Source organism: Arthrobacter sp. StoSoilB20, from assembly GCF_019977295.1.
Lineage (GTDB): Bacteria > Actinomycetota > Actinomycetes > Actinomycetales > Micrococcaceae > Arthrobacter > Arthrobacter nicotinovorans_A.
In genome coordinates this window covers 3,567,875-3,591,944 of record NZ_AP024651.1, presented here as the reverse complement: position 1 = coordinate 3,591,944, position 24,070 = coordinate 3,567,875, and the positions used below count along the sequence as shown (strand labels likewise).

The window sequence follows — 24,070 nt, the reverse complement described above, 5'->3', positions numbered from 1 at the left end:
TTCAGGTCCCCGGTGTCTGGGCCAAACCCTCGCTCACGTCTACCTCTGCCAAGACAAGCGACTGCGGCGTAAGCTCGGTTGCACCATGACTGAACAGCAGCCGTACGATCTGGTCCAGAAGTATCCCCACTTCGAACTGCGTCGCTATCCCGCGCATGTTCTCGCCGAGGTTCAGGTGCACGCCACTTTTGATCGCGCCGCCAACCAGGCCTTCCGATACCTCTTTAATTACATCAGCGGCAGCAACACGGCTCAGCAGAAGTTATCCATGACCGCCCCCGTTATCCAGGAGTCTGGTTCCTCCGAGGAACTGGTCATGACGGCACCGGTACTGCAGACAGGCCCTGCCCCGGGAAGCCAAGACGAAGACTACGTTGTAGCCTTCGTCTTGCCGGCCGGACTGAAGGCGGAAAATGCCCCTGTCCCGGATGAACCCAAGGTCAAAATCCGCGAGGTGCCCGGGGCGTTGTCTGCTGTCGCCCGATTCACAGGCAATGGAACTGCCTCGGCCTTTCAACGCCACACCGCGGCACTGCACGAGGCCCTTCAACTGGCTGGTCTGACACCCATCGGTTCGCCCAGGTTCGCGCGTTTCGACCCTCCCTTCAAACCCTGGTTCCTGCGCCATAACGAGGTAGTCCTCGACGTCGAAGAACGCTAACGGCTGGGATGTGAGTGAGGGTTGGCTGGTGGGGCAGGGGATGTGAGTGAGGGTTGGCTGGTGGGGCAGGGGATGTGAGTGAGGGTTGGCTGGTGGGGCAGGGGATGTGAGTGAGGGTTGGCTGGTGGGGCAGGGGATGTGAGTGAGGGTTGGCTGGTGGGGCAGGGGATGTGAGTGAGGGTTGGCTGGTGGGGCAGGGGATGTGAGCGAGCGTTGGCGGACTGGCTGCCCCAATAGACTGGAGCGGTGACTTCCCAGTACTCTCTGACATCCATCGGTGCCGCCAGGATCGCCGTTAAGGCACTGCTCGACGGCGGTGTGCGGCATACGGTGGTGTCGCCGGGTTCGCGCTCGGCACCCATGGCCTACGCTCTCGCGGAAGCAGAAGCTGCGGGCAAGATTCAGCTCCACGTCCGTATTGACGAACGCGACGCTGGATTCACAGCGCTGGGCCTGGCCCTTTCCACCCAGGCTCCGGTTGCCGTGCTGACTACGTCCGGAACTGCAGTGGGCAACCTCCTGCCGGCCGTCATGGAAGCCAACCATTCCGCCGTTCCCGTGGTGGTGATTTCCGCGGACCGCCCGGAAGAGCTCCACGGAACCGGGGCCAACCAGACCACCATCCAACTGGACCTTTTCGGCGATCACGTGAGATTCGCCGTCGACGTCCCGGCAGGTGACGATCCCCAGAAAGCCGTTGCCACCGCGCTCTACGCAGCAACCGGCGCCCTCGCGGACACTCCTCCCGGTCCTGTCCAAGTGAATCTCGCCTTTCGCGACCCACTGACACCGGCCGACGACGACGCACTGTCGGCCGCTGCTGGACACGGCGTGTTCCACTACGACGCCGGTCCTCAAACGCTGGATCTTCCGGCGGCACCGGAGCACTTGGCAGAGCGACGAACCGTGGTCCTCGCCGGTCACGATGCCGGCCCGGTGGCGGAAGCGTTTGCCCGTGCCCATGGTCTGCCGCTGCTCGCCGAACCGTCCTCCAACGCACGTTTCGGACCGAACGCCGTGGGTCCGTACCGGGTACTGCTGGAACACTTCGGACCCGGATCAAGATCGCCGATCCAGCGGGTTGTCCTGTTTGGCCGGGCCACCCTTTCCCGGCCCGTGGCTGCCCTTCTTGCCCGGGAATCTGTGGAGGCGGCGATCTACCAGCCTGTTCCTGTGGCTTGGTATGAGGCCGGGCGCCGTCGCGAAACGCCGATCGAGACCCTTCCCGAGCTCGCTGAATTCGCCGGCCGAGGCTCCGCGGAATGGTTGGACTCCTGGCTCTTGGCTGGTGCCGCGGCCCAACACGCCCTTGACGGAGTGCTCGCGGGGGAGGTCCTCGCCAACGGGCCATCGGTTGGCGCCGCTGTTTGGGAGCACTCCCGCGGACAACTGGTGCTTGGGTCCTCCAACGGAATCCGTGACGTTGACCTCGCCGGACAGCCCCATACCCAACCCATCGCATCGGTGTATGCCAACCGTGGCCTCGCCGGCATCGATGGCACCATCGCCACCGCCACCGGAGTCGCCTTGGGCAGCGGACGCGAAACCACCGTCCTCCTGGGCGACGTTACGTTCCTCCACGACGCCGGGGGACTGCTGCTCGGCCATGGCGAACCGGTGCCGGACCTGCGGATCGTGGTGCTCAATGACTCAGGTGGGGCCATCTTCAGCCTCCTGGAGCACGGTGCCGTGGAGGACTCAGGCGCCTATGGCACCGCCGTCGAGCGTCTCTTTGGCACCCCGCACTCAGTGGACATTTCGGCACTCGCCGCGGCCTACGGCGTCGGACACCGAACGGTAAGCACGACGGCGGATCTCACCGAAGCGCTCAAGCCGCCGCTCAAGGGGCGCACCATTGTGGAGGTTCGCGTGGACCGCGGGGGCCTGCGTGCGCTTCATACGAGGATCAAGGAAGCAATTTCGGCTGCGGTGGGCCAAGTCCTGACAGCTGGCTGAGCCCGCCCGGAATGGCCACCTACGCAGAAACGGGCGGGCACCACCCAAGAAGAGTGTTGCCCGCCCGTCAGCGTGGGAAACGAATGAACTAAGCTTCCTCGACACCAATGTGCGTGGGGTCCAGGACGCGGCGCAGGAATTCCTTGGTGCGCGGCTGGGTGGGGGCGCTGATGACGTTCTCCGCGGGCCCTTCTTCCACAACAACACCGGCGTCCATGAAGACAACGCGGTCGGCCACTTCGCGGGCGAAGCCCATCTCGTGGGTAACAACCAGCATGGTCATGCCTTCCTGGGCCAACTTGCGCATGACGGCCAGGACGTCGCCCACGGTCTCGGGGTCCAGGGCGGAGGTGGGTTCATCGAAGAGCATGAGCTGCGGGTCCATGGACAGCGCACGTGCAATGGCTACGCGCTGCTGCTGGCCGCCGGAGAGCTGGTCCGGGAATCGGTCGGCGAGGTGTCCCAGGCCAACGCGCTCCAGGTTGTGGCGGGCCACTCCGGCTGCCTCGGACTTGGATCGCTTGAGGACCTTCATCTGCGAGATGGTGCAGTTGTCCAGGACACTCAGGTGCGGGAACAGGTTGAAGTGCTGGAACACCATGCCAACACTCTGACGCATTTTGTTGAGGTCCACGTCGGGGTCCGTTGCCTCGAACTTGCCTACGTTGATGGTGCCCGCGTTCGGGTGCTCCAGCAGGTTGACGCAGCGCAGGAGGGTGGACTTTCCCGAACCCGATGGCCCGATCAAGCAAACTACCTGGCCCGGCTCAACGGTCAGCGAGATGCCCTTGAGGACTTCGTTGCTGCCATAGGACTTGCGAAGGTCCTTGATGTCCACGCCCGCGGCGCGGACTGTGCTGTTTACGACGTCGTTCATGACTGTCCTGCCTATCGCTTCGTCCGCGCGGAGCGGCTTTCGAACTTCCGTGCCAGGAGGCTCAAGGGGATGGTGATGACCAGGTAGAAGGCACCGGCGACGAGCAGCGGAGTCAGGCCGGCACCGAGGCTTGAGATGCCGTCGCGGCCAAATTTGGTGAGCTCGTACTGCGAGGCGGTGAGGCCCAGGACGTAGATCAGCGAGGAGTCCTTGGTGAGCAGGATGATCTCGTTGGTCAGGGGCGGCAGGACGATCTTGAACGCCTGGGGGATGACGATGGAGATCATGGCCCGCCAATGCGGCATGCCCAGGGAACGGGCGGCTTCCATCTGGCCTTTCGGCACAGCCTGGAGGCCTGCGCGGAGGGTTTCAGCAATGTAGGCCGAGGCCACCATGCCCAGCGAAACCATGACCACGATGTTGACGTCCCACTGGACGCCGAAGGCCAGGGGAACGCCGTAGCCGAAGGCAATGAAGACCAGCAGTGCCGGGACGCCGCGGAAGAACTCGATGTAGCCGGTGGCAAGCCAGCGGTACAGCGGGAACGATGAGAGCTTCATGAGGGCAAGCAGGAGACCGCCGGACAGGCCTACCACGAACGCCAGGGCCGTGTAGATAAGGGTGTTTTTGAGGCCCACCAGGAAAATGTCCGGGAACATCGGCCCGATCTTGGCGAAGTTGAAGACGCTGGTGCCAATCGTCTTCCAGTCCACAGCAAGGATCACTGCGGCCAGGACGACGACGAAGATTCCCGCCTGGACGTACAAACTGACTTTGGCTCGTTGACGTGCAGTCATTGCCATGGTGTTCTCACATTCATGTTGCGCAGGTGGGGCCCCGAAACAACGTGTCGTTTCGGGGCCCGCCTGCGTGGATCTCGGGAGCCGGGGCTCGGACTACTTGGTGGCTTCGCCGAACCAGGTGGTCTCGAACTTCTTCAGTGAGCCGTCGTCGGTGATGCGCTTCAGCGTGGCGTTTACAGCGTCCGCCATGGCCGTGTTGCCCTTCTTGATGGAGATGCCCAGCTTCTCGCCCGTTGCGTAGTCTTCAACGCGCTTGAGGTTGGAGTCGTCCTTGATGGCGTAGCCGAGGACGGACTGGTTGCCGATGGCGGCGTCGATGGTGCCGGCCTTGAGGGCCTGGACCAGGAGGCCGGAGTCTTCGAACTGCTGCGCGTCGATGCCCTTGTCCTTGGCGTACTGGGCGCCGGTGGTGGCCTGCTGGACGCCCACCTTCTTGCCCTTGGCACCATCGATGTTGCTGATGCCGGAGGACGAGGTGGCCACGAGGGTCAGGTCGTCGTCCAGGTACGGGGTGGAGAAGTCCATGACGCTCTTGCGGACGTCCGTGATGGAGATCGAGGAGATGGAGACGTCGCAACCGGTCAGTGCGGTGCCGGTCTCGATTGCTTCGAAGGAGCTGTCCACCACGTTGAGTTCGGCCTTGACGTCCTTGGCGATCTCTGCGGCGATGTCCATGTCGAAGCCTACGATCTTGCCGTCCTTCTGGAACTCGAAGGGTTCGTAGGGAACGTCCGAGCACACCGTGAGCTTGCCGGCGTTGATGAGCTTCAGGCCCGAGGCATCCGAAGCCGCCGGGGTGGACGAGCCGCCACAAGCGGTGAGGGCCAGGGCGCCGGCCGCGAGTACGGCGGCAATCTTGGTGCCGGACAGAACCGAACGGGAGATCTGCATGTTGTTTACCTTTTGTTGCGGTGGATGCTGAACTGAGTCGGTTTTAGTGTATCGCCGAACGTGAGATGTGCATCACAGGAAACTTAGTTTCACTATTGGATAACTAGTTTACGCACTTATCAACCAGTAAAGCAGAAGCGCTGTCCGGGATCCCAGATTCAGCGGCGAATACCCAGGGCCTCAAGCATCGGGCGGAACTTCGCCCACGTCTCGGCCAGTTCGGCCTCGGGCTGCGAGCCTTCAACAATTCCGCATCCCGCGTACAAACGAACCGTGTTGGCGTCTTCGATCACTGCACCGCGCAGGGCGATTCCCCACTCGCCGTTGCCGGCGGCGTCGAGCCAGCCCACCGGTCCGGCGTACGGTCCCCGGTCCAGGTGTTCGAGCTTGCGGATCAAGGCGCCGGCAACCAATGTCGGCGTTCCGCAGACGGCGGCGGTGGGATGCAAAGCGTTGATCAGAGCCAGGCATGTGGGCACGTGGCCCTCAATATCGGCCAACTCCGCCTTTACGTCAGAGGCAAGGTGCCACACATTGGGCAGTTCCAGAATGAAAGGCTCACTGTGCGAATTCATCGCCTCCGAGAAAGGAGCCAGCTGCCGGGTCAGGGAATCAATCGCGATCTCGTGCTCGTGCCGCTGCTTCTCCGATCCGGCCAGGACGCGCTCCGCGTACTCCATGGGGGAGCCGTCCAAACCGTCAGCGTCGCGGCGGTCGAGGGTTCCTGCCAGCACGCGGGCCTGGGCTGTGCGGCCCTCCACTTGAATCAGCATCTCCGGCGTTGCGCCCACCAGGCCGTCCACGCCGTACGTCCAGCATTCGCGGTACCTGGCTGCCAGTTGGCGGAGTACCTCCGCAGCGTTCACGCCCTCCGGAAGGGTAGCGACGACGTCGCGCGCCAAAACAAGCTTCTCCAGGTTCCCGGCGCGGATCTCCTCCACGCCGTTGGAAACAGCCTGCATCCAGGCGGCCTCGCTCAGGGAACCTGAACTCAAATGACCGGCGGAACCGTCCGCCATGACCGCCTCCGGTGAGGGCACGACGTCGGAGCCTCCTGCCGCTGAGTCCTCGCCGTTTGGTTCCGGCTCGGTCAGCCAGCGGTGCACGGAGGCGAGGACGCCCGCCTCGGTAAGGGGTGCGCCGTTGAACGTTAATTGGGTAGCCCAGGCGCGGCCATCACGAATCCCCACCACCAGCTCAGGGAGGATCAAACGGGAGACGTGCGGGGAGGTTTTGGAGAAGGCGAATGAGCCGAATGCCACAGGACCGGTGCCTGGAAGCTCCACGTGGTCAGTGATTTCGGCCTCAAGAATGAGGTGCCGCCACCAGATATCGGCCTCGAGGAAACGCTCGGGGCCGGTGGCATTGAAACGGGTCAGCTCGCCGTAGCCCACCAGACCGGCTTCGCGCCGGGACCAGCAAAGGACGTCGTCCCGGACCAGAAACGACGGCAGCCCCCCGGAGGATGATTCAACATCGAGGGGGACTGTCAAGGTGCGGAGCGTGCTCGTCATGATGGAACAACAGTACTCCCGCCGACAACCAGAATCTGAGCCGACTTCTACAGCGCAGCAAAGTCGGCTGAATGTCTGAGACAATTACAGGGTGAACCGAGCATCCTTGGAAAAGCGTCCGGACGAAGTTGCGACGATGTTTGATGATGTCGCCCCAAAATACGATGTCGTCAATGATGTCCTGTCCATGGGGCAGACGCGCCGTTGGCGCCGGATCGTCGTTGATGCGGTGGATGTCAAGGCGGGCCAGAAGGTCCTGGACCTTGCCGCCGGAACCGGAACCTCAAGCGAACCCTATGCGGATGCCGGCGTGGACGTAGTGGCCTGCGACTTCTCCCTGGGCATGCTCAAAGTCGGCAAGCGCCGCCGTCCGGACATCGACTTCATTGCCGGTGACGCCACCAACCTGCCGTTCGCTGACAACAGCTTCGATGCCTCCACCATCTCCTTCGGCCTGCGGAACGTCGTAGAACCCCGCAAGGCCCTGGAGGAAATGCTGCGCGTCACCAAGCCGGGCGGACGCCTGGTCATTGCCGAGTTCTCGCACCCTGTGGTGCCGCTGTGGCGCAACCTCTACACCGAATACCTCATGCGTGCGCTCCCCGCCATCGCCACCAAGGTCTCCTCCAACCCGGACGCCTACGTATACCTTGCCGAGTCCATCCGCGCCTGGCCGGACCAGGACCACCTCGCCCAGTGGCTCAGCGAAGCCGGTTGGACGGACATCACGTACCGCAACCTCAGCGGCGGCATCGTCGCCGTGCACCGCGCACAGAAGCCCGCCGAGCACCGCGAAAGTGTTCCCGTGGCCAAGCTTCGCCGCCAGATCAAGCCGCGCCAACAGGCCGGCTGACCCCGTACAGCCTGCTGATTTAGGACGACGTGAAAGTACTGATTGTTGGCGCGGGCCCGGCTGGGTCCACCGCCGCGTATTACCTCACCCAGGCGGGCATCGACGTCACGGTGCTGGAAAAGACCTCCTTTCCCCGTGAAAAAGTGTGCGGCGACGGCCTCACGCCCCGTGCCGTCCGGGAGATCCAGAAGCTTGGACTTTCCCACGCTGTGGAGGACGGGTGGCGCCGGAACAAGGGCCTTCGCCTCATTGCCGGCGGACGCACCATTGAGCTGCCCTGGCCCGAGGTTTCCGACTTTCCCACTTACGGCTTGATTCGAACACGGCTTGGCTTCGACGAGTCCCTGGCCCGGCACGCCGAGGCCGCCGGCGCCGTCGTGCTTGAACGCCACAGCGTTACTTCCGCCCTCACTTCCGACGACGGCCGTGTCATCGGCGCCCGGGCCGCCATCCTTGACGAGTCCGGACGTAAGACGGGTGAAACGCGCGACTTCCACGCCGACGTCGTACTCGCCGCCGACGGTAATTCGACCCGAACCGCAGTGTCGCTGGGGATGCATAAGCGCGACGACCGTCCTCTGGGCGTCGCGGTGCGAACCTACTTCACCTCCCCGCGCCACAACGACGACTGGATGGAAGGCTGGCTGGAACTTCCCGGCAAATCCGGCAAACCGCTGCCCGGCTACGGCTGGGTCTTCGGTGTCGGCGACGGTACCTCCAACGTCGGGCTCGGGATCCTGAACTCTTCCAAGGAATTCGGCAAGCTCGACTACAAGCAGGTCCTGCGCGAATGGACCGCCGGCATGCCCGCCGAGTGGGGCTTCACTCCCGAAAACCAAGTGGGCGAAATCCGTGGTGCCGCGCTGCCCATGGGCTTCAACCGCACCCCGCACTACTCATCAGGCCTGCTTCTGCTGGGCGATGCCGGCGGCATGGTCTCCCCGTTCAACGGCGAGGGCATTTCCTACGCCATGGAGTCCGCACGCTTCGCGGCCGAGTTTATTGTTGACGCTTCCGCCCGCTCTGCCTCGGCCGGTTGGTCAACGCACGACGCCGACGCTCACCTCTCACGGTACGCAGACTATGTGCGGGACCAGTGGGGATCGCACTTCACGCTGGGCCGCGCCTTTGCCTCCCTCATCGGCAAGCCGGCAGTGATGAAGCTCGCCCTGCGCACCGGGATGCCGATACCGGTGCTGATGCGCTTCGTGGTCCGCATGCTTGCCAACCTCACCGACCCTGCTGCGAAAGGCTTCGAAGACCGTGTGATCCGGGTCCTCGAGATGCTGGTTCCGGCAACGTCCAACACTTCATCTGCCCGTGCGCTGACGCCGGCAGGCTCCAACACCGCGGTTTCCGCACCAACTAGTTAGGGTTAACCCGTGACGAACTCTGCCGAACACAGCTGGACGCATGCCGGGCACGGTCTGCGGGACACTGTGGAGCCTGCTCCCAACACCACCGCGATCGCAACGGGACTCCAGCTGCCCGCCGGTTTCGCCGCAATTGCCGGCGATGCCGAACTCGGGCCTGCCATCACCACCAACCTCGCACGGGTGGAGAAGAAGCTTCGCGAAGCCATCTCCAACTCGGACCCCCTGGCTGATGCGACGTCGCGTCACCTGGTGGAAGCCGGGGGCAAGCGCATCCGTCCGCTGCTCACCCTGCTGTGTGCCCACCTTGGCGATGCCTCACGCCCCGAGGTTGTCCAGGCGGCAGTAGTTGTTGAACTCACGCACCTCGCAACGCTCTACCACGACGACGTGATGGACTCCGCCCCCTTCCGCCGCGGTGCTCCCACGGCCCACGAAGTCTGGGGCAACTCGGTGGCCATCCTTACCGGCGACCTCATCTTCGCCCGTGCTTCCATCCTTGTTTCCGAGCTCGGCTCCCGTGCCCTGGGCATCCAAGCCCGCACCTTTGAGCGTTTGTGCCTCGGCCAGCTCCACGAAACGGTGGGCCCGCGCGAAGACGAAGATCCCGTGGAGCACTACCTTTCCGTCATCGCGGACAAGACCGGTTCCCTGGTGGCAGCGTCCGGGCAGCTCGGTGCGATCTTCGCCGGTGCCGATGAAGCCTATGAGGACCTGCTGGTTGAGTACGGCGAGAAAGTGGGTGTGGCCTTCCAGCTTGCCGACGACGTCATTGATGTCACCGGGGTAAAGGTCAAGTCTGGAAAGTCCCCGGGCACCGACCTCCGCGAAGGTGTGCCCACCCTGCCTGTGCTGCTGCTCCGCCGTGACGCCGCTGCGGGGGATGCCTCGGCCATTGCGTTGCTTGAATTGATCGACGGCGACCTGTCCTCCGACGAAGCCTTGGCTGAGGCCGTTGCCGGCCTGCGTGAGCACCCCGTCACCAACGAGTCCTGGAAAATCGCGCGCCAGTGGTCCGCCGAGGCCGTCGCTGCCCTGGCTCCGCTGCCCGAAGGCGTAGTGAAGGCCTCGTTGACCAACTTCGCACATGCCGTGGTGGACCGCAGCAGCTAGTCCTTCCTTCAAGGCGTGTCTTCCTGACCTTGTTTAGGCTCTCGGCGGCCGCTATGCACCCTCTTTGGGTTGCGTAGCGGCCGTCCTCGTTCCAAAGAAGGTCAAGTCGTCACGGCAAAGCCCGGATCACGACGCCGGCACCCACTTTGGCGTCCAACGCGAGGGTCCGAAGTGGCCGGCTTCCCTGATGGTCAGGACTTCAAGCACCTCAGCCACCATCCTTTCTGGATGGTGAACGACGTCGGAGTAGTAGTAGCGAAGGACAAGGAAGCCGCCTCGCAGGCTTGCATTGTTCCGGTAGTGGTCCTTCTTCACTTGCCTGCCTTCCAAGTGGGTGCCGCCGTCGAGCTCGATCACCAAGGAACCGTTGATAAGGCAGTCGACTTCACCGACTCCGGGTAGCTGAACGTGCATCTTCACCGTGAGTCCTGCCGCGGTGAAGTGGGTGTGCGCCAAGACTTCCAGCAATGAATCTGCCCTGGGAAGGACCAGCCCCAAGATCGCCCGGGCCCGCCCATTCCGAGGTCCGGTCAGCTTCGACCTCAGGTAATCCGGGCTCAGCAGCGCCTGACTCACAGCGCTCTGGACCATGACCAAGGACTCAAGCTTCGGCCTGCAACGGAGTGCGTGCATCAGAACGTCGGCAACGCCGGCAACTGGTAGGTAGGAATGCGGGGGATGGGTTATACAGGCGTGGTCAACAATGCCGGGCTTGGGGAGGCCGTTGCCGCAGCTCAGGTGTAGGGCTTCAGGTTTTCGAAGTGTCCAAAGGCCATGGAACCTTGCCGCCGAGACGCAGGTAAGGCGGCCATTCGCGCGAAAGGCGGCGACGACGTCGGAGTCCGCTCCTTGAGTGACGTAGACGCCTCGCTGCAATTTTGTGATCGACCCTGAGCTCAACGCTGAGGCCAGAGTCCTCTCAGAGAAGCCGGCACGCTTCAAGTCTGCAGTCCTGGCTACACCGTGTCGGGAGCGAAGGAATTGAGGGAGGTCCATCAAACCATGGTTGCTGCGAAGACGATGCCCCAGCACCTGCTTTTCAGCCTATGTGGACAACTGCACTGGAGCGTAAAAAGAACCCGCCATCCTTGAATATTCATTGACCCCAAGAGTTGCGCTTGTGACAGGATTGTCATAAGCTATTCACGGATCCACTAAATGCCTCCGGTGGGTCTGATGCGAACGGAGATTGTGGTCCCGGTTCGGTGCAGCGTATGACTCGTAACGTTGCAACGAACCGGGGCCATTCCGTTTTAACTTCAAAACTCCGTGGCGTCCTGACCTTCTTTGAACACAGAACAGCCCCTATGCAACCAATTGCGGGTGCATAGGGGCTGAAAGTACTTCAAACAGGGTCAGGAACCCACGTGGGCACTGAAAGTTAGTCTTCGTCGTCGTTGAACGCCCACTCGAACATGTCGAACACGAATTCAGAGAAGGTGCCCTCTTCACTCTTCCACTGGCCGCGGGCGTTGTTGCGGCGCCACACGATGGGGTCCGGGACGCCGAGGTCGGCCGTGCGGAAGCCCCAGGTGAACTGCTCTTCCTCGTCCTCAAGGAACATGAGGAAACCTTCGTCGTCCACCTCGAGCTCTTCGGGATCCCAGAAGTAGTGGTAGGCCTCCATGAGGTCCTCGCAGCCACCGATCGCGAGGTAGAACTCGCGCAGGACCAGCGGGATGGTGAAGGAGTGATCGGCGAGGGCGTCATCCAGTTCGTCCGGTGTGAGGCCGTCTTCTTCCTGCCATTCATCCTCGAGATACTTTGGGACCAGCGCGCGGAACTTCTCGAGGAACATGTCAGTCATGCTCTTATCCTAGCTAATCCCGGGCACCCGAAATTGCGCCCGGCCCGGCGCCGGGACGGTGCCATCCGCGGACGGCCAGTGGTACGTGCCAGCTGCGTCGCCAGGCTGTGACACGGAAGGCGAAAACAACGCCGGCAACTACGCACGCCGTGAGCCCGGTAAAGGTCCCCAAATTCCACAGCAACGTGGTGAGCCCGGCCCCAACAAATGCGGGGAGCGCATAGAGATCGCGGGCATTGAACAGCGTAGGGATTTCGTTCGCCGTGATGTCGCGCAGGAGCCCTCCGCCCACAGCAGTGGTGACTCCCAGGAGGATCGCTGCCACAGGATTCATCCCGGCAGTCAGTGCCTTGAGCGTTCCAGTGATGCAAAACAAAGCCAGCCCGCCGGCGTCGAACAAGGTCAGCAGCGACGTGAAGCGCTGGACCGAGGAGAACAGGAAGTAGACCAGCATCGCAGCGAGCAGCGGGGGAGCGAGGTAGGCCGGATTGGTGAAGGCTATGGGCGGCCCGGCGTTGATGATGATGTCGCGGATCACGCCGCCGCCCAGGGCCACGATGGAGCCCAGGAGCACGGAGCCCACAATGTCGAACTGTTTGCGGGCAGCCAGCAGGGATCCTGAGACCGCGAAGAAGAACACGCCAACCAGGTCGAGCCAGAGAAGGACGATGTCGATGGAAATCAAGTGGACGGGTTCTTTCTGGATACGACTCTCAATGGATGCTGGCTCAACGTTACGCTAGCTCCCATGAACAGCCCCGTTTTGATCGCTTGCGCCCACGGAACCCGGAACGCCGAAGGGCAAGCTGCCATCCGGCAGGTCATGGCCGACATCGAAGCCCTCCGCCCCGGGTTGCAGGTGGTAGAGGCATACGTTGACGTGCAGGAACCTGAGCTGGGCGGCGTGGTGGAGGGCCTGCCCGAGGGGACTCCCGCCGTCGTCGTACCGCTTTTGCTCTCCACCGGCTTCCACATCAAGGTGGACGTGCCCAAAGCCATCAAGGCCCGGCCCGAGGTCGTGGCTGCCAGGCCGCTTGGACCCGATGCGCGGCTGGCTGAGTTGTTGGCCACCCACCTGCGCGCGGCCGGGCTGCAGGAGAACGACGGCGTGCTGCTGGCTGCCGCTGGATCCTCCCTACCGGACGGCTCGGTTGATTCGGAGGAGCAGGGGCGGCTGCTCGGAGATCTGCTGCCCAACAAGGTGCGGGTGGCCTATGGCGCCAGTGCCCAGCCCACAGTGCCCGACGGCGTCGCCTCCTTGCGCGAAGAACTCGCCGCCGACGGTGGGACAGGCAGGGTCTTCATTGCCTCGTACCTGTTGGCTACCGGCTATTTCCACGACCAGTTGGCGAAGGCCGGCGCGGACGTTGTTGCGGCGCCGCTGTTGCCGTCGAAGGTGCTCGCTGAGATCGCGCTGGAACGGTATGACGCAGTGTTGGAAAGGCTCTCCTAACCTTTATCCGCGCGGAAAAGTGGCTGTAAAGGCCTGCACAAACCAGGCCCTCCGGACAAGGCCGCGGGCGTGTTCGTGACGAAATGTTTCCCTAGGTGACTTAGCATTTCCGGACCTTTGCTGGCTAAATCTGGCCAGACCTACAGTCGATGTATGACAGATACAGCTGTAGCCGGTGCGTCCTCGGACACCGCAGTTCCCTCGCGTCCGGCGCGCACCCGCCCTGCCGCCAAGCCCCACGGCCAGTGGAAGGTTGACGGCACCGCTCCACTGAATGCCAACGAAACCTGGAAGCAGGAAGACAACGGACTGAACGTCCGTGAGCGCATTGAGTCTGTCTACTCCAAAGAGGGCTTCGATTCGATCGACGGGACGGACCTTCACGGCCGCTTCCGTTGGTGGGGCCTCTACACCCAGCGCAAGCCCGGGATCGACGGCGGCAAGACCGCAACGCTTGAACCGCACGAGCTCGAAGACAAGTACTTCATGCTGCGCGTGCGCATCGACGGCGGCGCCCTGACCACCGAGCAGCTTCGCGTCATCGGCCAGATTTCCGTGGACTTCGCCCGCGGCTCGGCCGACCTCACGGATCGCCAGAACATCCAGCTGCACTGGATCCGAGTCGAAGACGTGCCGGAGATCTGGCGCCGCCTGGAGTCCATCGGCCTGTCCACCACCGAAGCGTGCGGCGACGTTCCCCGCGTCATCCTCGGCTCCCCGGTTGCGGGTATCGCCAAGGACGAAATCATCGATCCCACACCGCTGATCCACGAGCTCGCCGAGCGGTTCATCGGTGACCCCGAGCTGGCCAACCTGCCGCGCAAATACAAGACCGCCATTACGGGCCACCCGTCCCAGGACGTGGTGCACGAGATCAACGACTTCGCCCTGGTGGGCGTCGTCCACCCCGAACTTGGCGCCGGCTACGACCTTTGGGTTGGTGGCGGACTCTCCACCAACCCGCGCCTGGCCGAACGCCTCGGTGTGTTCGTTTCGGCGGATGTTGCCGCTGAAGTATGGCTCGGCGTGACCAGCATCTTCCGCGACTACGGCTACCGCCGCATGCGCACCAAGGCCCGCCTGAAGTTCCTCATGAACGACTGGGGACCGGCCAAGTTCCGCCAGATCCTTGAGGATGAGTACCTCGGCTTCAAGCTTCCCGACGGCCCCGCCGCTCCCAAGCCCACGGCTCCCGGTGACCACATCGGCGTTCACGAGCAGAAGGACGGCAAGTTCTTCATCGGTGTGACCCCCACTGTTGGCCGCACCTCCGGCGAAGCGCTGGTCACGTTGGCGGACACCTTGGAGAAGCACGGTTCATACCGCCTGCGCACTACTCCTCACCAGAAGCTGGTCATCCTGGACGTCGCCAAGGAGCAGGTCGAGCCGCTGATCGCCGAACTGGACACCTTGGGCCTCTCGGCACGTCCGTCCGTGTTCCGTCGCGGCACCATTGCATGCACGGGCATCGAGTTCTGCAAGCTGGCCATCGTCGAAACCAAGGTCACCGCGGCAACGGCCATCGCTGAGCTGGAGCGTCGCCTGGCCGACCTCGTGGAAACCAAGCAGCTGCCCTCGGCACTGTCCCTCCACATCAACGGCTGCCCGAACTCCTGCGCACGCATCCAGACGGCCGATATCGGCCTGAAGGGCATGATGCTGCCCACGCCCGACGGCGACCCCACCCCGGGTTTTCAAGTCCACCTCGGTGGCGGGCTGGCCAACAACGAGCGCGAGGAAGCCGGTCTGGGACGTACCGTCCGCGGCCTCAAGGTCACGGTGGAAGACCTGCCCGATTACGTGGAGCGCGTGGTCCGTAAATTCGTCGCCGTGGGCGCCGAAGGCCAGACCTTCGCAGAGTGGGCACACTCGGCAGATGAAGGAGATCTCCAATGAGCACAAATCAGCGAGTGGCGGCATCGCCTGCCGCTGCCCTCCGCTCCCACGAGGAACTCAAGGCACTGGCTGAGGCCGGCGCCGCTGAACTCGGTTGGAATGCCCCTGCCCAGGACGTCATCGCCTGGGTTGCCCGCAACTTTGAGCTGCCCACGGTAACGGTGGCCTGCTCCATGGCCGACGCCGTCCTGCCGGCCTTGGTCGCGGACCAGCTTCCCGGCGTCGACGTCTTGTTCCTGGAAACCGGCTACCACTTCAAGGAAACGTACGAGACCCGCGACGAAGTCGCAGCGAATCTCCGCGTCAACGTGGTGGACGTCCTTCCGGAGACCACCGTTGAACAGCAGGACCGCCTGCTCGGCAAGGACCTGTTCGCCCGCGACCCCGCCCAGTGCTGCGCGCTGAGGAAAGTCCAGCCCCTGCGCCGCTCGCTGGCCGGCTACGAGGTCTGGTTCACCGGAGTTCGCCGCGACGAGGGACCCACCCGCACCAATACCCCGGTGGTCACCTGGGACGAGGGCTTCGGCCTGGTCAAGGTGAACCCGATGGTGGACTGGACCTTCGATCAGCTGATCGAGTACTCCGAGGACAACATCCTTCCCGTCAACCCCCTCCTGAGCCAGGGCTACCCGTCCATCGGCTGCCAGCCCTGCACCCGCAAAGTGGCCCCGGGTGAAGACCCCCGAGCCGGCCGCTGGGCAGGTTCCGACAAGACAGAATGCGGACTACACACATGAGCACCCAAACAACCAGCGAGGACCTCGAGTTGAACCAGTTGCAGAGCGAGGCTGAGGGGTCCGCCGCGGCGTGGCGGGCATCGCGAAGCGGGCACGGCGGACCCTCAGGCGAGCGACTCTCCAGCTTGGACACCCTCGAGTCCGAGGCCATCCATATCATCCGCGAGGTGGTTGCCGAGTTTGAGAAGCCTGCGCTGCTGTTCTCCGGCGGCAAGGACTCTGTGGTCATGCTGCACCTGGCCACCAAGGCGTTTTGGCCGGGCAAGGTTCCTTTCCCCGTCCTGCACGTGGACACGGGCCACAACTTCCCCGAGGTCATCGACTTCCGGGACCGCACTGTTGAGCGACTTGGTTTGAAGCTGGTTGTTGGTTCAGTCCAGGAATTCATTGATAGCGGCGAGTTGGCCGAGCGTGCCGATGGCACCCGCAATCCGCTGCAGACTGTTCCGTTGCTTGATGCGATCCAGAAGAACAAGTTCGACGCCGTCTTCGGCGGCGGCCGCCGTGACGAGGACAAGGCCCGCGCCAAGGAACGCATCCTGAGCCTCCGCGACGAATTCGGCCAGTGGGACCCGCGCAACCAGCGCCCCGAGCTGTGGAACCTGTACAACGGCCGCCACACGGTGGGCCAGCATGTCCGCGCGTTCCCCATCAGCAACTGGACCGAGTTGGACATCTGGCGTTACATCGAGCGCGAGAACATCGAGCTCCCGGGCCTCTACTACGCCCATGAGCGCGAAGTTTTCGCCCGCGACGGCATGTGGCGCGCGGTGGGCGAAGTCTCCCAGCCGCTGCCCAACGAGGAAGTCATCACCAAGCTCGTGCGCTACCGCACAGTGGGTGACATGTCCTGCACAGGTGCCGTCGAGTCCGACGCCCGCACCGTGGCCGACGTCGTAGTTGAAGTCGCTGCCTCCACCCTGACCGAACGTGGCGCCACCCGAGCAGATGACCGCATCTCCGAGGCCGCCATGGAAGACCGCAAGAAGGACGGCTACTTCTAAATGAGCACCGAAACACTGGCTGCCGGGCTCGAAACCGCCCTGCCCACAACACTGTTCCGTTTCGCCACCGCCGGATCGGTCGACGACGGCAAGTCCACTCTGGTGGGCCGCCTCCTTCACGATTCCAAGGCAATTCTTGCTGACACGCTCGACGCCGTTGCCCGCACCTCTGCGGACCGCGGCTTCGGCGGCGAGAAGGGCGGGATCGACCTCGCCCTCCTGACCGACGGCCTACGTGCCGAGCGTGAGCAAGGCATCACCATCGATGTGGCCTACCGCTACTTCGCTACCGACCGCCGCAGCTTCATCCTGGCGGACTGCCCCGGCCACGTTCAGTACACCAAGAACACGGTGACCGGCGCGTCCACTGCGGATGCCGTCGTCGTACTCATTGACGCCCGCAAGGGTGTGCTGGAGCAGACCCGCCGCCACCTTTCCGTTTTGCAGTTGCTGCGCGTTGCCCACGTGATTGTGGCCGTGAACAAGATCGACCTCGTGGACTTCAGCGAGCAGGTGTTCCGCGACATTGAAGCGGATGTGCAGAAGGTTGCCCGCGAGCTTGGCTTGGGTCGTGAAGATTCAAATGCTGGCGGGGTTACAGATCTTTTCGTGGTTCCTGTCTCCGCCCTTGACGGCGACAACGTGGTGGACCGCTCAGAGCGCACGCCTTGGTACACCGGTCCTGCGTTGCTGGAGGTCCTCGAATCCCTCCCGGCCGCTGACGAGCTCGAGGCCGACCTGGAGAGCTTCCGCTTTCCGGTCCAGCTGGTGATCCGTCCCCAGGGTGCCCTGGCTCCGGATGCCGTTGCTGCCGGCCTGGATGTTGAGGCGTACCGCGATTACCGTGCGTACGCCGGCCAGATCACGGAGGGTTCGGTCAAGGTTGGCGACGAAGTCAGTGTCATCAGCCCGGGCCACGAACCGCGCACCACCACGGTGATCGGCATCGACTTCGCCGGCCAGTCGTTGGATGAGGCCGCAGCTCCGCAGTCGGTGGCTGTCCGCCTGGCTGACGAGATCGACATCGCTCGCGGCGACACCATCGCCGCTGCCGGTACGGTCCGCGAAAGCACTGCAGACCTGTATGCGTCGCTGGCTTGGCTCTCACCGAAGCCTCTCCGTGAGGGCCAGAAGGTCCTGGTGAAGCACGGTACGCGCACTGTCCAGGCCTTGGTCCGCAACGTCACCGGCAAGCTGGATCTGGCCACATTCAACGTGGAGCCGGCATCCAACCTTGAGCTCAACGACATCGGACACGCACAGCTCCGGCTCTCTGCTCCGCTGCCGTTGGAGAACTACCTGCACCACCGCCGCACCGGCGCTTTCCTGGTGATCGACCCCATCGACGGCAACACCCTTGCCGCCGGCTTGGTGAAGGACCACCCGGGCGACCACGAAGACGAACGTTACGTCATCTAGGGTCACACGTAGTCACAAAACCGCAGCTTGTTCGCGACTCCTCACGTTGTACGGCGGGAATTTCGGACAAGCTGCGGTTTTCTTTTTGGGAAGGACCCATGCCACAGAACACCACGCTCAGCACTCTCCTCAACGCCGGCAAGGACCTGGTCCTGGATGGAGCTTTGGCCACGGAATTGGAGGCCCACGGCTGCGATCTGGAAGACGCTTTGTGGTCCGCCAAGGTCCTGCTGGAGCAGCCGCATCTGATCAAGCAGGTCCACCGCGACTACTTCGACGCCGGTGCCTCCGTAGCGATCACGGCCAGCTACCAGGCCACTCCGCAGGGCTTCGCGCGGCGTGGGCTGTCCGTTGACGAATCGTTGGAGTTGGTGGCGTTGAGTGTCCGGCTGGCCGACGAAGCCCGGTGCGAAGCCTTGGCGGAGGGGTCTGCGAGCGGCCCTTTGCTGGTGGCCGGATCCGTAGGTCCCTACGGCGCCTACCTTGCCGACGGCTCTGAATACCGCGGGGATTACACGCTTTCTACCGCGGAATTCCAGAATTTTCACCGCCCCCGTATTGCGGCGCTGGTGGAGGCCGGCGCGGATTTCCTGGCGTGCGAGACGCTGCCGTCGTTCGCCGAAGCGGAGGCCCTGTTGGCGCTCGTGGCGGAGTTCGACGTCGAATCCTGGTTTACGTTTACGCTGCGGGACAGCGGCCACATCAGCGACGGAACGCCCCTTGCGGACGTGGCAGCGCTGCTGCGCGCGGAACCGCGGGTGGCCGCCGTCGGGGTTAATTGTGTGCCGCTGGAACTGGTGACTGACGCGCTGGGCGCTCTGCAACAAGCCTCCGATAAGCCGTTGGTGGCCTACCCGAATTCCGGAGAGACCTACGACGCCGTGACCAAAACATGGAGTCCGTCGGAGGGCGTTCAGGGCACTGGAACCTTGGCCGGCAACGCAGCTGCTTGGCAGGACCGGGGCGCCCATCTCATAGGTGGCTGCTGCCGCACAACTCCGCGCGACATTGAAGCCCTCGCGGTGAATATGACGTCACGTGAACCTGCGTGAACCTTGATTTCTACGGGATTGAAGCCGAAATATGACAGTCCCTACTGTGAAGGCATGACCTCTCCGGAATGGTCCTTGCTTGCCCTTGACGGGCGATGTCACGGGGCCTGATCTTCGCCCCGCTCGCATCCCACATCTTCTAAGGACCCACCCTCATGTCGAACACTCCCGAGTCACCGAAACCCGATTCCGGTACCACCCGCATTGTCGCCGGTGAGACCGCATCCAAGCCCAAGCGCCGCCGCACAGTAGAGATCGCCCTGGCCGTCGGCTTGGTGCTGCTGATCGGTGCAGGTGCCGCGGTTGCTTCCGCTGTTTCGCAAAACAACCAGGCGGCCCCGGCGCCCACCACGTCCCCGGCAGCTGAGCTCAAGCTCGGCTACTTCAGCAACGTCACGCACGGACCGGCGCTGGTAGGTACCAGCAAGGGCCTGATCGCCAAGGAACTCGGCGATACCAAGCTCAGCACCCAGGTCTTCAACGCCGGGCCCGCCGCGATCGAAGCCCTGAACGCCGGCGCCATCGACGCCACGTACATCGGCCCGAACCCGGCCATCAATTCCTTCGTCAAGAGCAACGGCGAGTCCATCAGCATCATCGCCGGCGCAGCGTCCGGCGGTGCGCAGTTGGTGGTCAAGCCGGAGATCAACTCGGCGGCCGACCTCAAAGGCAAGATCCTCAGCTCCCCGCAGCTCGGCGGAACCCAGGACGTCGCGCTCCGGGCCTGGCTTGATGGCCAGGGCTTCAAGACCAGCACCGATGGCAGCGGTGATGTGAACATCAACCCGACCGAGAACGCCCAGTCGCTGAAGCTCTTCCAGGATGGAAAGCTCGACGGCGCGTGGTTGCCGGAGCCTTGGGCCTCCCGACTGGTGCTTGAGGCCGGGGCTAAGGTCCTTGTGGATGAGAAGGACCTGTGGGAAAACGGTGACTTCACCACCACCATCCTGATCGTGAACAAGAAGTTCGCTGCAGAACACCCTGAAACTGTGAAGGCACTGCTCAAGGGCCACGTGGAATCCGTGAACTGGCTCAACTCCGCCTCAGCGGCAGACAAGGCAACCACCATCAACGCTGTCCTGAAGGACACGGCCGGCAAACCGCTTCCGGCCAACGTGATTGAGCGGGCGCTGCAGAACATCAAGTTCACCACCGACCCGCTGGCCGGAACGTACAAAAAGCTCCTGGATGACGGCGTGAAGGCCGGAACCACCAAGCAGGCCGACATCAACGGCATCTTCGACCTCCGCACCTTGAACGAGGTTGAAGGCAAGAAGACCTCGGCTGCAGGTCTCGGCCAGGACTAAGCAGTAACAGGCTGGTCCGCTTCCCTCCCCTTGGGCGGGAAGCGGGCCGGCCTTCAGCCACATCAGCTCTACCAATCAACATGAAGGACGGGACCATGCCAGTCGTACTCGAGAACCTGGGCAAGCGCTTCGGCGACGGCGCTCCGGTGCTGGACGACGTCAACGCCACCATCGCCCAAGGCGAGTTCGTGGCCCTCCTCGGTGCGTCCGGCTGCGGCAAGTCCACCCTGCTGAACATCATGGCGGGACTGGAAAAGCCGACGTCGGGCGCCCTTGAAGTCCCCAGCGACGGCGCCGCCTTCATGTTCCAGGACGCGTCCCTCTTTCCGTGGTTGACCGCCCGCGGCAACATCGAACTCGCGCTGCAACTGGCCGACAAGTCCAGCACCAAGGCGAGCCGGCGTGCCCGCGCCACGGAGCTGCTCGACCTGGTTCACCTGGGCGGCGCCGGCGATAAGCGTCCCCACGAGCTTTCCGGTGGCATGAGGCAGCGCGTGGCGTTGGCCCGTTCACTGGCCCAGGACCGGCAGTTGCTGCTGATGGACGAGCCCTTCGCTGCCCTGGACGCCATTACCCGCGACCTCCTGCATGATGAGCTCGAGCGGATCTGGAAGGAAACCGGCCGGACCATCGTGTTCGTGACCCACAACGTGCGCGAAGCCGTGCGACTGGGTCAGCGCGTGCTGCTTTTGTCCTCCCGCCCCGGCCGTGTGGTGGCCGAGTGGGAGGTCACCGAGGAACACCGTACCGATGCCGGTCGCGCTGGGGAACTGACCGGAGTAATTACCCGCCGCCTTCGCGAGGAGATCCGCCGCCATGCCAAGTAACCCCCTCACCACCGAAGAGCGGACCCTTCCCGTGACCGAATCCAAAGAGCACATCACTTCGCCGCTGCTGAAAGGCAACGCCTCGGAGCTCCGCGACCTTGAAGCCGGCCTGGACAACCTGCAGTCGGACAATGGCCGGAAGAGGGGCATCGAGTGGAAGCGGGTGCTGCTGCCCGTCGCCGCGTTGGTGGTCCTGATCCTTGCGTGGCAGCTCTACGTTTCCTTGGAGTTCAAGCGGCGCGACCTCGTGCCCGGGCCCCTTGACGTACTCACCCAGTTCGTGACGATGTGGGGAGAAGGCAAAGTCCAGGAAGCGGTGTGGACTTCCCTGCAGCGTGGTGTCATCGGCTTCCTGATCTCGGTGGTCATCGCGACGCCCGTTGGTCTGTTGCTCGCCCAGGTTGCTCCTTTGCGCCGGGCGTTCGGGCCGCTCATTTCCGGGCTGCAGGTCCTCCCGTCCGTGGCATGGGTTCCGGCCGCCATCATCTGGTTCGGCCTGACCGATGCCACCGTCTACTTCGTGGTGTTCATGGGTGCCATCCCGTCCATCATCAACGGCCTCATCTCAGGTGTGGACCAGATCCCGCCCCAGTACCGGAGCGTCGGAACGGTGCTTGGCGCCAGCCGGCTCCAGATGGCGTTGCAGATTGTGCTGCCCGCAGCACTTCCCGGCTACATCAGTGGTCTGAAGCAGGGCTGGGCTTTCTCCTGGCGCTCCCTCATGGCCGCCGAGATCATCGCGGTGGGCGGCACCATTGGCTTCGGGCTGGGCTCACTGTTGGATCAGGGCCGGCTGTTGTCTGACATGACCATCGTGATGTCCGCGATCCTGCTCATCCTGTTCGTAGGCATCCTGATTGAGCTTCTGGTGTTCGGACCGATCGAGAAGCGCCTCCTGCAGCGCCGGGGCTTGCTGGCGGGCAGCAGCCGCTAACCATTGGAGTTTTTGTACACGTAATTCCCTTAAGAGTGCTTCTTAGGGGCATTACGTGTACAAAAACTCGCCCTTCCCGGCCGGATCTGGTTTCGACCCGGACCACATGCTACGTTGCCACCAGCCTTTGCATTTGGGGGAGGCGATTCCCGGGAGTCGTGTGAAGGGTGGCAGGTCATGACCAGGCAGCAAAGAACACTGGTGTCGGTTGCTGTAGCTGCACTGCTTTCCGTGACGTCGTGTGCAGCGCCGGCCCCGCAGCCGGATGCGGAAGCTAAGGCCGCTGTTCAGACTCTTATCGAGCGGGCAATCGACCGCAGGAATCATCAAGTTGTCCCCGGCTTCTCCTCCACTCAGGAGGAGATCAGTCAGGATTTCGTGCCGGACGCAGTTGAGCGTATTGAGCTGGAGTACGGACAGCTCCACCAACGCAGGGACGCGATTGCTCCCCATGGCGTCCTTTTGACGGACAGCGGCTCGGAGATCACCATCAAGAAATTCACCATCACCGATGCCGGCGCCAACATAGAGATTTCGGAGCAGACACAGCTGGAACACGGTCCGGTGAACGGCGTGCAAGGCCCCAGCGAAGGCTACGTCTACGACCAAAAAGTTGAACTGGCAAAATCCGGGGAAGGCTGGAAGATCGTCAGTATCTCCCCTCTCAGGCCGGGCAAGCCTTACCCGACGACAATTGTTGATCCAGACACGCTTTAGGCGCTCGGCACTTCGCGTCGGCCGCTGCATAACAGTCGACTTCCGGACGGCGAGCAAAGGCTCGACGGCGACCTCCCGCCGTCGAGCCCTTGCGTCGCCAGACGGTGAGGTTAGAGTCCGGTCAGCAGATCCCGCATTTCCCGAATCTCTGCTTCCTGCGCCGTGACGATGTCCTTGCCTAGCTGGACGGCCTCCGGGTTCTTGCCCTGGGCTATCTCGGTTTTGGCCATGGTCACAGCACCTTCGTGATGCGCGATCATCTGCGTGAGGAAGAGCTTGGCCGCGTCCACACCCTGGGCATCCCTAAGCTTCTGCAGGTCCGCCTCGCTCAGCATGCCGTCCATGCCGTGGCCGCCATGCGCCGAGGATCCCATGACAGGCACGTTCCAGCTGTTCAGCCAGCCCGTCATCTTCTCTATTTCGGGTGCCTGCGCGTCTTTGATCTTCACGGCCAAGGCGGTTACTGAGGCCGGGATGTCAGCCTTTGCCAGCATGGCATCGGACATCTCCACCGCTTGGGAGTGATGGGGGATCATCATTTGGGCGAACATGGTGTCCGCTGCGTTGTGCCCGGCGTCGCCGCTGTTCGCAGAGGGGCTGATGGAGGGGCCGGAACTTCCATGGTCCATGCCTGGCATGGAACCGGAGCCAGGGTTCGAAGCGCAACCAGCCAGGGCAAGCAGACCTGCGAGAGCCGCTCCGGTCACAGTGAAGTGAGTTCTGTTCATGAGTAAAAGTCCTTTGCATTTCGGGCGGCGGTGATAATCAGCCGCCCGGTAGTCAGCAGATGGTGAATGGATGTGCGGTCCCGGCTGTTACCGGACCATCCAGTGCTCACGTACGGCTGATGCAGAGTAGCCCGGGTGTAGGACCGTG

Annotated in this window: 23 protein-coding genes and 1 pseudogene; 15 read left to right on the top strand and 9 right to left on the bottom strand. The window is 63.3% G+C overall.

Annotation, left to right across the window (positions count from 1 at the left end; translation table 11 throughout):
• Positions 1 to 85: 85 nt before the first annotated feature.
• Together LDN85_RS16325 and menD are read left to right on the top strand one after the other, a co-directional pair.
• Complete coding sequence (locus LDN85_RS16325) at positions 86 to 661, top strand: heme-binding protein (RefSeq protein WP_223943528.1); 576 nt, start codon at positions 86 to 88, stop codon at positions 659 to 661.
• Between the two features lie 246 nt (positions 662 to 907).
• Positions 908 to 2,617: a 2-succinyl-5-enolpyruvyl-6-hydroxy-3-cyclohexene-1-carboxylic-acid synthase gene (menD, locus tag LDN85_RS16320; RefSeq protein ID WP_223943527.1), complete on the top strand. Its 1,710-nt coding sequence runs from the start codon at positions 908 to 910 to the stop codon at positions 2,615 to 2,617.
• Between the two features lie 88 nt (positions 2,618 to 2,705).
• Here menD and LDN85_RS16315 read toward each other — a convergent pair whose 3' ends face one another.
• From LDN85_RS16315 to LDN85_RS16300, 4 genes are all read right to left on the bottom strand, one after another.
• On the bottom strand, positions 2,706 to 3,494 hold the full coding sequence (locus tag LDN85_RS16315; RefSeq protein ID WP_026539661.1) for an amino acid ABC transporter ATP-binding protein: 789 nt from the start codon (positions 3,492 to 3,494) through the stop codon (positions 2,706 to 2,708).
• An 11-nt stretch (positions 3,495 to 3,505) separates the two neighbouring features.
• Positions 3,506 to 4,297 carry an amino acid ABC transporter permease gene (locus tag LDN85_RS16310; protein WP_026539662.1) on the bottom strand — a complete coding sequence of 264 codons (792 nt, stop codon included), beginning with the start codon at positions 4,295 to 4,297 and terminating at the stop codon, positions 3,506 to 3,508.
• 93 nt (positions 4,298 to 4,390) lie between these two features.
• Positions 4,391 to 5,188, bottom strand: coding sequence for an ABC transporter substrate-binding protein (locus LDN85_RS16305; protein ID WP_026539663.1), 798 nt, complete (start codon positions 5,186 to 5,188; stop codon positions 4,391 to 4,393).
• 158 nt (positions 5,189 to 5,346) lie between these two features.
• Positions 5,347 to 6,702 (bottom strand): isochorismate synthase, encoded by a 1,356-nt coding sequence (locus LDN85_RS16300; RefSeq protein ID WP_223943526.1) that lies wholly within the window; start codon positions 6,700 to 6,702, stop codon positions 5,347 to 5,349.
• A 91-nt stretch (positions 6,703 to 6,793) separates the two neighbouring features.
• Here LDN85_RS16300 and LDN85_RS16295 point away from each other — a divergent pair, with 91 nt between their 5' ends.
• From LDN85_RS16295 to LDN85_RS16285, 3 genes are read left to right on the top strand one after another with little or no spacing between them, the layout of a single operon-like run.
• Positions 6,794 to 7,555, top strand: a complete 762-nt coding sequence (locus LDN85_RS16295) for a demethylmenaquinone methyltransferase (RefSeq protein ID WP_026539665.1) — start codon at positions 6,794 to 6,796, stop codon at positions 7,553 to 7,555.
• Between the two features lie 29 nt (positions 7,556 to 7,584).
• Positions 7,585 to 8,928, top strand: coding sequence for a geranylgeranyl reductase family protein (locus LDN85_RS16290; protein ID WP_223943525.1), 1,344 nt, complete (start codon positions 7,585 to 7,587; stop codon positions 8,926 to 8,928).
• Between the two features lie 9 nt (positions 8,929 to 8,937).
• Entirely contained in the window at positions 8,938 to 10,041 is a 1,104-nt protein-coding gene (locus LDN85_RS16285) for a polyprenyl synthetase family protein (RefSeq protein WP_026539667.1), read from the top strand.
• A 126-nt stretch (positions 10,042 to 10,167) separates the two neighbouring features.
• Here the strand turns inward: LDN85_RS16285 and LDN85_RS22010 are convergent, their stop codons facing one another.
• The 4 genes and pseudogenes from LDN85_RS22010 to LDN85_RS16270 form a co-directional block, all read right to left on the bottom strand.
• The gene (locus tag LDN85_RS22010) at positions 10,168 to 10,632 is read right to left on the bottom strand and encodes a DUF559 domain-containing protein (protein WP_346347068.1); all 465 of its coding nucleotides are present in this window, start codon (positions 10,630 to 10,632) and stop codon (positions 10,168 to 10,170) included.
• Positions 10,633 to 10,956: 324 nt separating this feature from the next.
• A pseudogene (locus LDN85_RS22005) lies at positions 10,957 to 11,037 on the bottom strand (hypothetical protein); the annotation flags it as partial.
• 385 nt (positions 11,038 to 11,422) lie between these two features.
• A complete protein-coding gene (locus LDN85_RS16275; protein ID WP_026539669.1) occupies positions 11,423 to 11,848 on the bottom strand; it encodes a hypothetical protein in 426 nt (141 codons plus the stop codon).
• Between the two features lie 13 nt (positions 11,849 to 11,861).
• Positions 11,862 to 12,533: a trimeric intracellular cation channel family protein gene (locus LDN85_RS16270; protein ID WP_026546391.1), complete on the bottom strand. Its 672-nt coding sequence runs from the start codon at positions 12,531 to 12,533 to the stop codon at positions 11,862 to 11,864.
• Positions 12,534 to 12,596: 63 nt separating this feature from the next.
• On the opposite strand from LDN85_RS16270, the gene LDN85_RS16265 reads away from it, so the two are divergent.
• The 10 genes from LDN85_RS16265 (at position 12,597) to LDN85_RS16220 (ending at position 23,194) form a co-directional block, all read left to right on the top strand.
• Positions 12,597 to 13,301 carry a CbiX/SirB N-terminal domain-containing protein gene (locus tag LDN85_RS16265; RefSeq protein ID WP_026539671.1) on the top strand — a complete coding sequence of 235 codons (705 nt, stop codon included), beginning with the start codon at positions 12,597 to 12,599 and terminating at the stop codon, positions 13,299 to 13,301.
• Between the two features lie 153 nt (positions 13,302 to 13,454).
• Complete coding sequence (locus tag LDN85_RS16260) at positions 13,455 to 15,197, top strand: nitrite/sulfite reductase (RefSeq protein WP_026539672.1); 1,743 nt, start codon at positions 13,455 to 13,457, stop codon at positions 15,195 to 15,197.
• Complete coding sequence (locus LDN85_RS16255) at positions 15,194 to 15,934, top strand: phosphoadenylyl-sulfate reductase (protein WP_223943523.1); 741 nt, start codon at positions 15,194 to 15,196, stop codon at positions 15,932 to 15,934. The genes LDN85_RS16260 and LDN85_RS16255 overlap by 4 nt, the downstream gene beginning before the upstream one ends.
• A complete protein-coding gene (gene cysD / locus LDN85_RS16250) occupies positions 15,931 to 16,938 on the top strand; it encodes a sulfate adenylyltransferase subunit CysD (RefSeq protein ID WP_026539674.1) in 1,008 nt (335 codons plus the stop codon). Before LDN85_RS16255 ends, cysD begins: the two co-directional genes overlap by 4 nt.
• Positions 16,939 to 18,357 carry a GTP-binding protein gene (locus LDN85_RS16245; protein ID WP_223943522.1) on the top strand — a complete coding sequence of 473 codons (1,419 nt, stop codon included), beginning with the start codon at positions 16,939 to 16,941 and terminating at the stop codon, positions 18,355 to 18,357.
• Between the two features lie 98 nt (positions 18,358 to 18,455).
• On the top strand, positions 18,456 to 19,409 hold the full coding sequence (gene mmuM / locus LDN85_RS16240; RefSeq protein ID WP_223943521.1) for a homocysteine S-methyltransferase: 954 nt from the start codon (positions 18,456 to 18,458) through the stop codon (positions 19,407 to 19,409).
• Positions 19,410 to 19,564: 155 nt separating this feature from the next.
• Positions 19,565 to 20,716: an ABC transporter substrate-binding protein gene (locus LDN85_RS16235; RefSeq protein WP_223943520.1), complete on the top strand. Its 1,152-nt coding sequence runs from the start codon at positions 19,565 to 19,567 to the stop codon at positions 20,714 to 20,716.
• A 95-nt stretch (positions 20,717 to 20,811) separates the two neighbouring features.
• Positions 20,812 to 21,543, top strand: a complete 732-nt coding sequence (locus LDN85_RS16230) for an ABC transporter ATP-binding protein (RefSeq protein WP_211712002.1) — start codon at positions 20,812 to 20,814, stop codon at positions 21,541 to 21,543.
• Entirely contained in the window at positions 21,533 to 22,477 is a 945-nt protein-coding gene (locus tag LDN85_RS16225; protein ID WP_223943519.1) for an ABC transporter permease, read from the top strand. The genes LDN85_RS16230 and LDN85_RS16225 overlap by 11 nt, the downstream gene beginning before the upstream one ends.
• A 177-nt stretch (positions 22,478 to 22,654) precedes the next feature.
• Positions 22,655 to 23,194, top strand: a complete 540-nt coding sequence (locus LDN85_RS16220) for a hypothetical protein (RefSeq protein ID WP_223943518.1) — start codon at positions 22,655 to 22,657, stop codon at positions 23,192 to 23,194.
• A 110-nt stretch (positions 23,195 to 23,304) separates the two neighbouring features.
• Here the strand turns inward: LDN85_RS16220 and LDN85_RS16215 are convergent, their stop codons facing one another.
• Entirely contained in the window at positions 23,305 to 23,922 is a 618-nt protein-coding gene (locus tag LDN85_RS16215; RefSeq protein WP_223943517.1) for a DUF305 domain-containing protein, read from the bottom strand.
• Positions 23,923 to 24,070 lie beyond the last annotated feature (148 nt).

Coding starts and splice junctions, on each gene's coding strand:
- LDN85_RS16275 (WP_026539669.1), bottom strand. CDS start 11,848: ATGACTGACATGTTCCTCGAGAAGTTCCGCGCGCTGGTCCCAAAGTAT.
- LDN85_RS16325 (WP_223943528.1), top strand. CDS start 86: ATGACTGAACAGCAGCCGTACGATCTGGTCCAGAAGTATCCCCACTTC.
- LDN85_RS16220 (WP_223943518.1), top strand. CDS start 22,655: ATGACCAGGCAGCAAAGAACACTGGTGTCGGTTGCTGTAGCTGCACTG.
- LDN85_RS16215 (WP_223943517.1), bottom strand. CDS start 23,922: ATGAACAGAACTCACTTCACTGTGACCGGAGCGGCTCTCGCAGGTCTG.
- LDN85_RS16260 (WP_026539672.1), top strand. CDS start 13,455: ATGACAGATACAGCTGTAGCCGGTGCGTCCTCGGACACCGCAGTTCCC.
- LDN85_RS22010 (WP_346347068.1), bottom strand. CDS start 10,632: ATGGTCCAGAGCGCTGTGAGTCAGGCGCTGCTGAGCCCGGATTACCTG.
- LDN85_RS16315 (WP_026539661.1), bottom strand. CDS start 3,494: ATGAACGACGTCGTAAACAGCACAGTCCGCGCCGCGGGCGTGGACATC.
- LDN85_RS16300 (WP_223943526.1), bottom strand. CDS start 6,702: ATGACGAGCACGCTCCGCACCTTGACAGTCCCCCTCGATGTTGAATCA.
- cysD (WP_026539674.1), top strand. CDS start 15,931: ATGAGCACCCAAACAACCAGCGAGGACCTCGAGTTGAACCAGTTGCAG.
- LDN85_RS16235 (WP_223943520.1), top strand. CDS start 19,565: ATGTCGAACACTCCCGAGTCACCGAAACCCGATTCCGGTACCACCCGC.
- LDN85_RS16230 (WP_211712002.1), top strand. CDS start 20,812: ATGCCAGTCGTACTCGAGAACCTGGGCAAGCGCTTCGGCGACGGCGCT.
- LDN85_RS16225 (WP_223943519.1), top strand. CDS start 21,533: ATGCCAAGTAACCCCCTCACCACCGAAGAGCGGACCCTTCCCGTGACC.
- LDN85_RS16245 (WP_223943522.1), top strand. CDS start 16,939: ATGAGCACCGAAACACTGGCTGCCGGGCTCGAAACCGCCCTGCCCACA.
- LDN85_RS16305 (WP_026539663.1), bottom strand. CDS start 5,188: ATGCAGATCTCCCGTTCGGTTCTGTCCGGCACCAAGATTGCCGCCGTA.
- LDN85_RS16310 (WP_026539662.1), bottom strand. CDS start 4,297: ATGGCAATGACTGCACGTCAACGAGCCAAAGTCAGTTTGTACGTCCAG.
- mmuM (WP_223943521.1), top strand. CDS start 18,456: ATGCCACAGAACACCACGCTCAGCACTCTCCTCAACGCCGGCAAGGAC.
- LDN85_RS16265 (WP_026539671.1), top strand. CDS start 12,597: ATGAACAGCCCCGTTTTGATCGCTTGCGCCCACGGAACCCGGAACGCC.
- LDN85_RS16255 (WP_223943523.1), top strand. CDS start 15,194: ATGAGCACAAATCAGCGAGTGGCGGCATCGCCTGCCGCTGCCCTCCGC.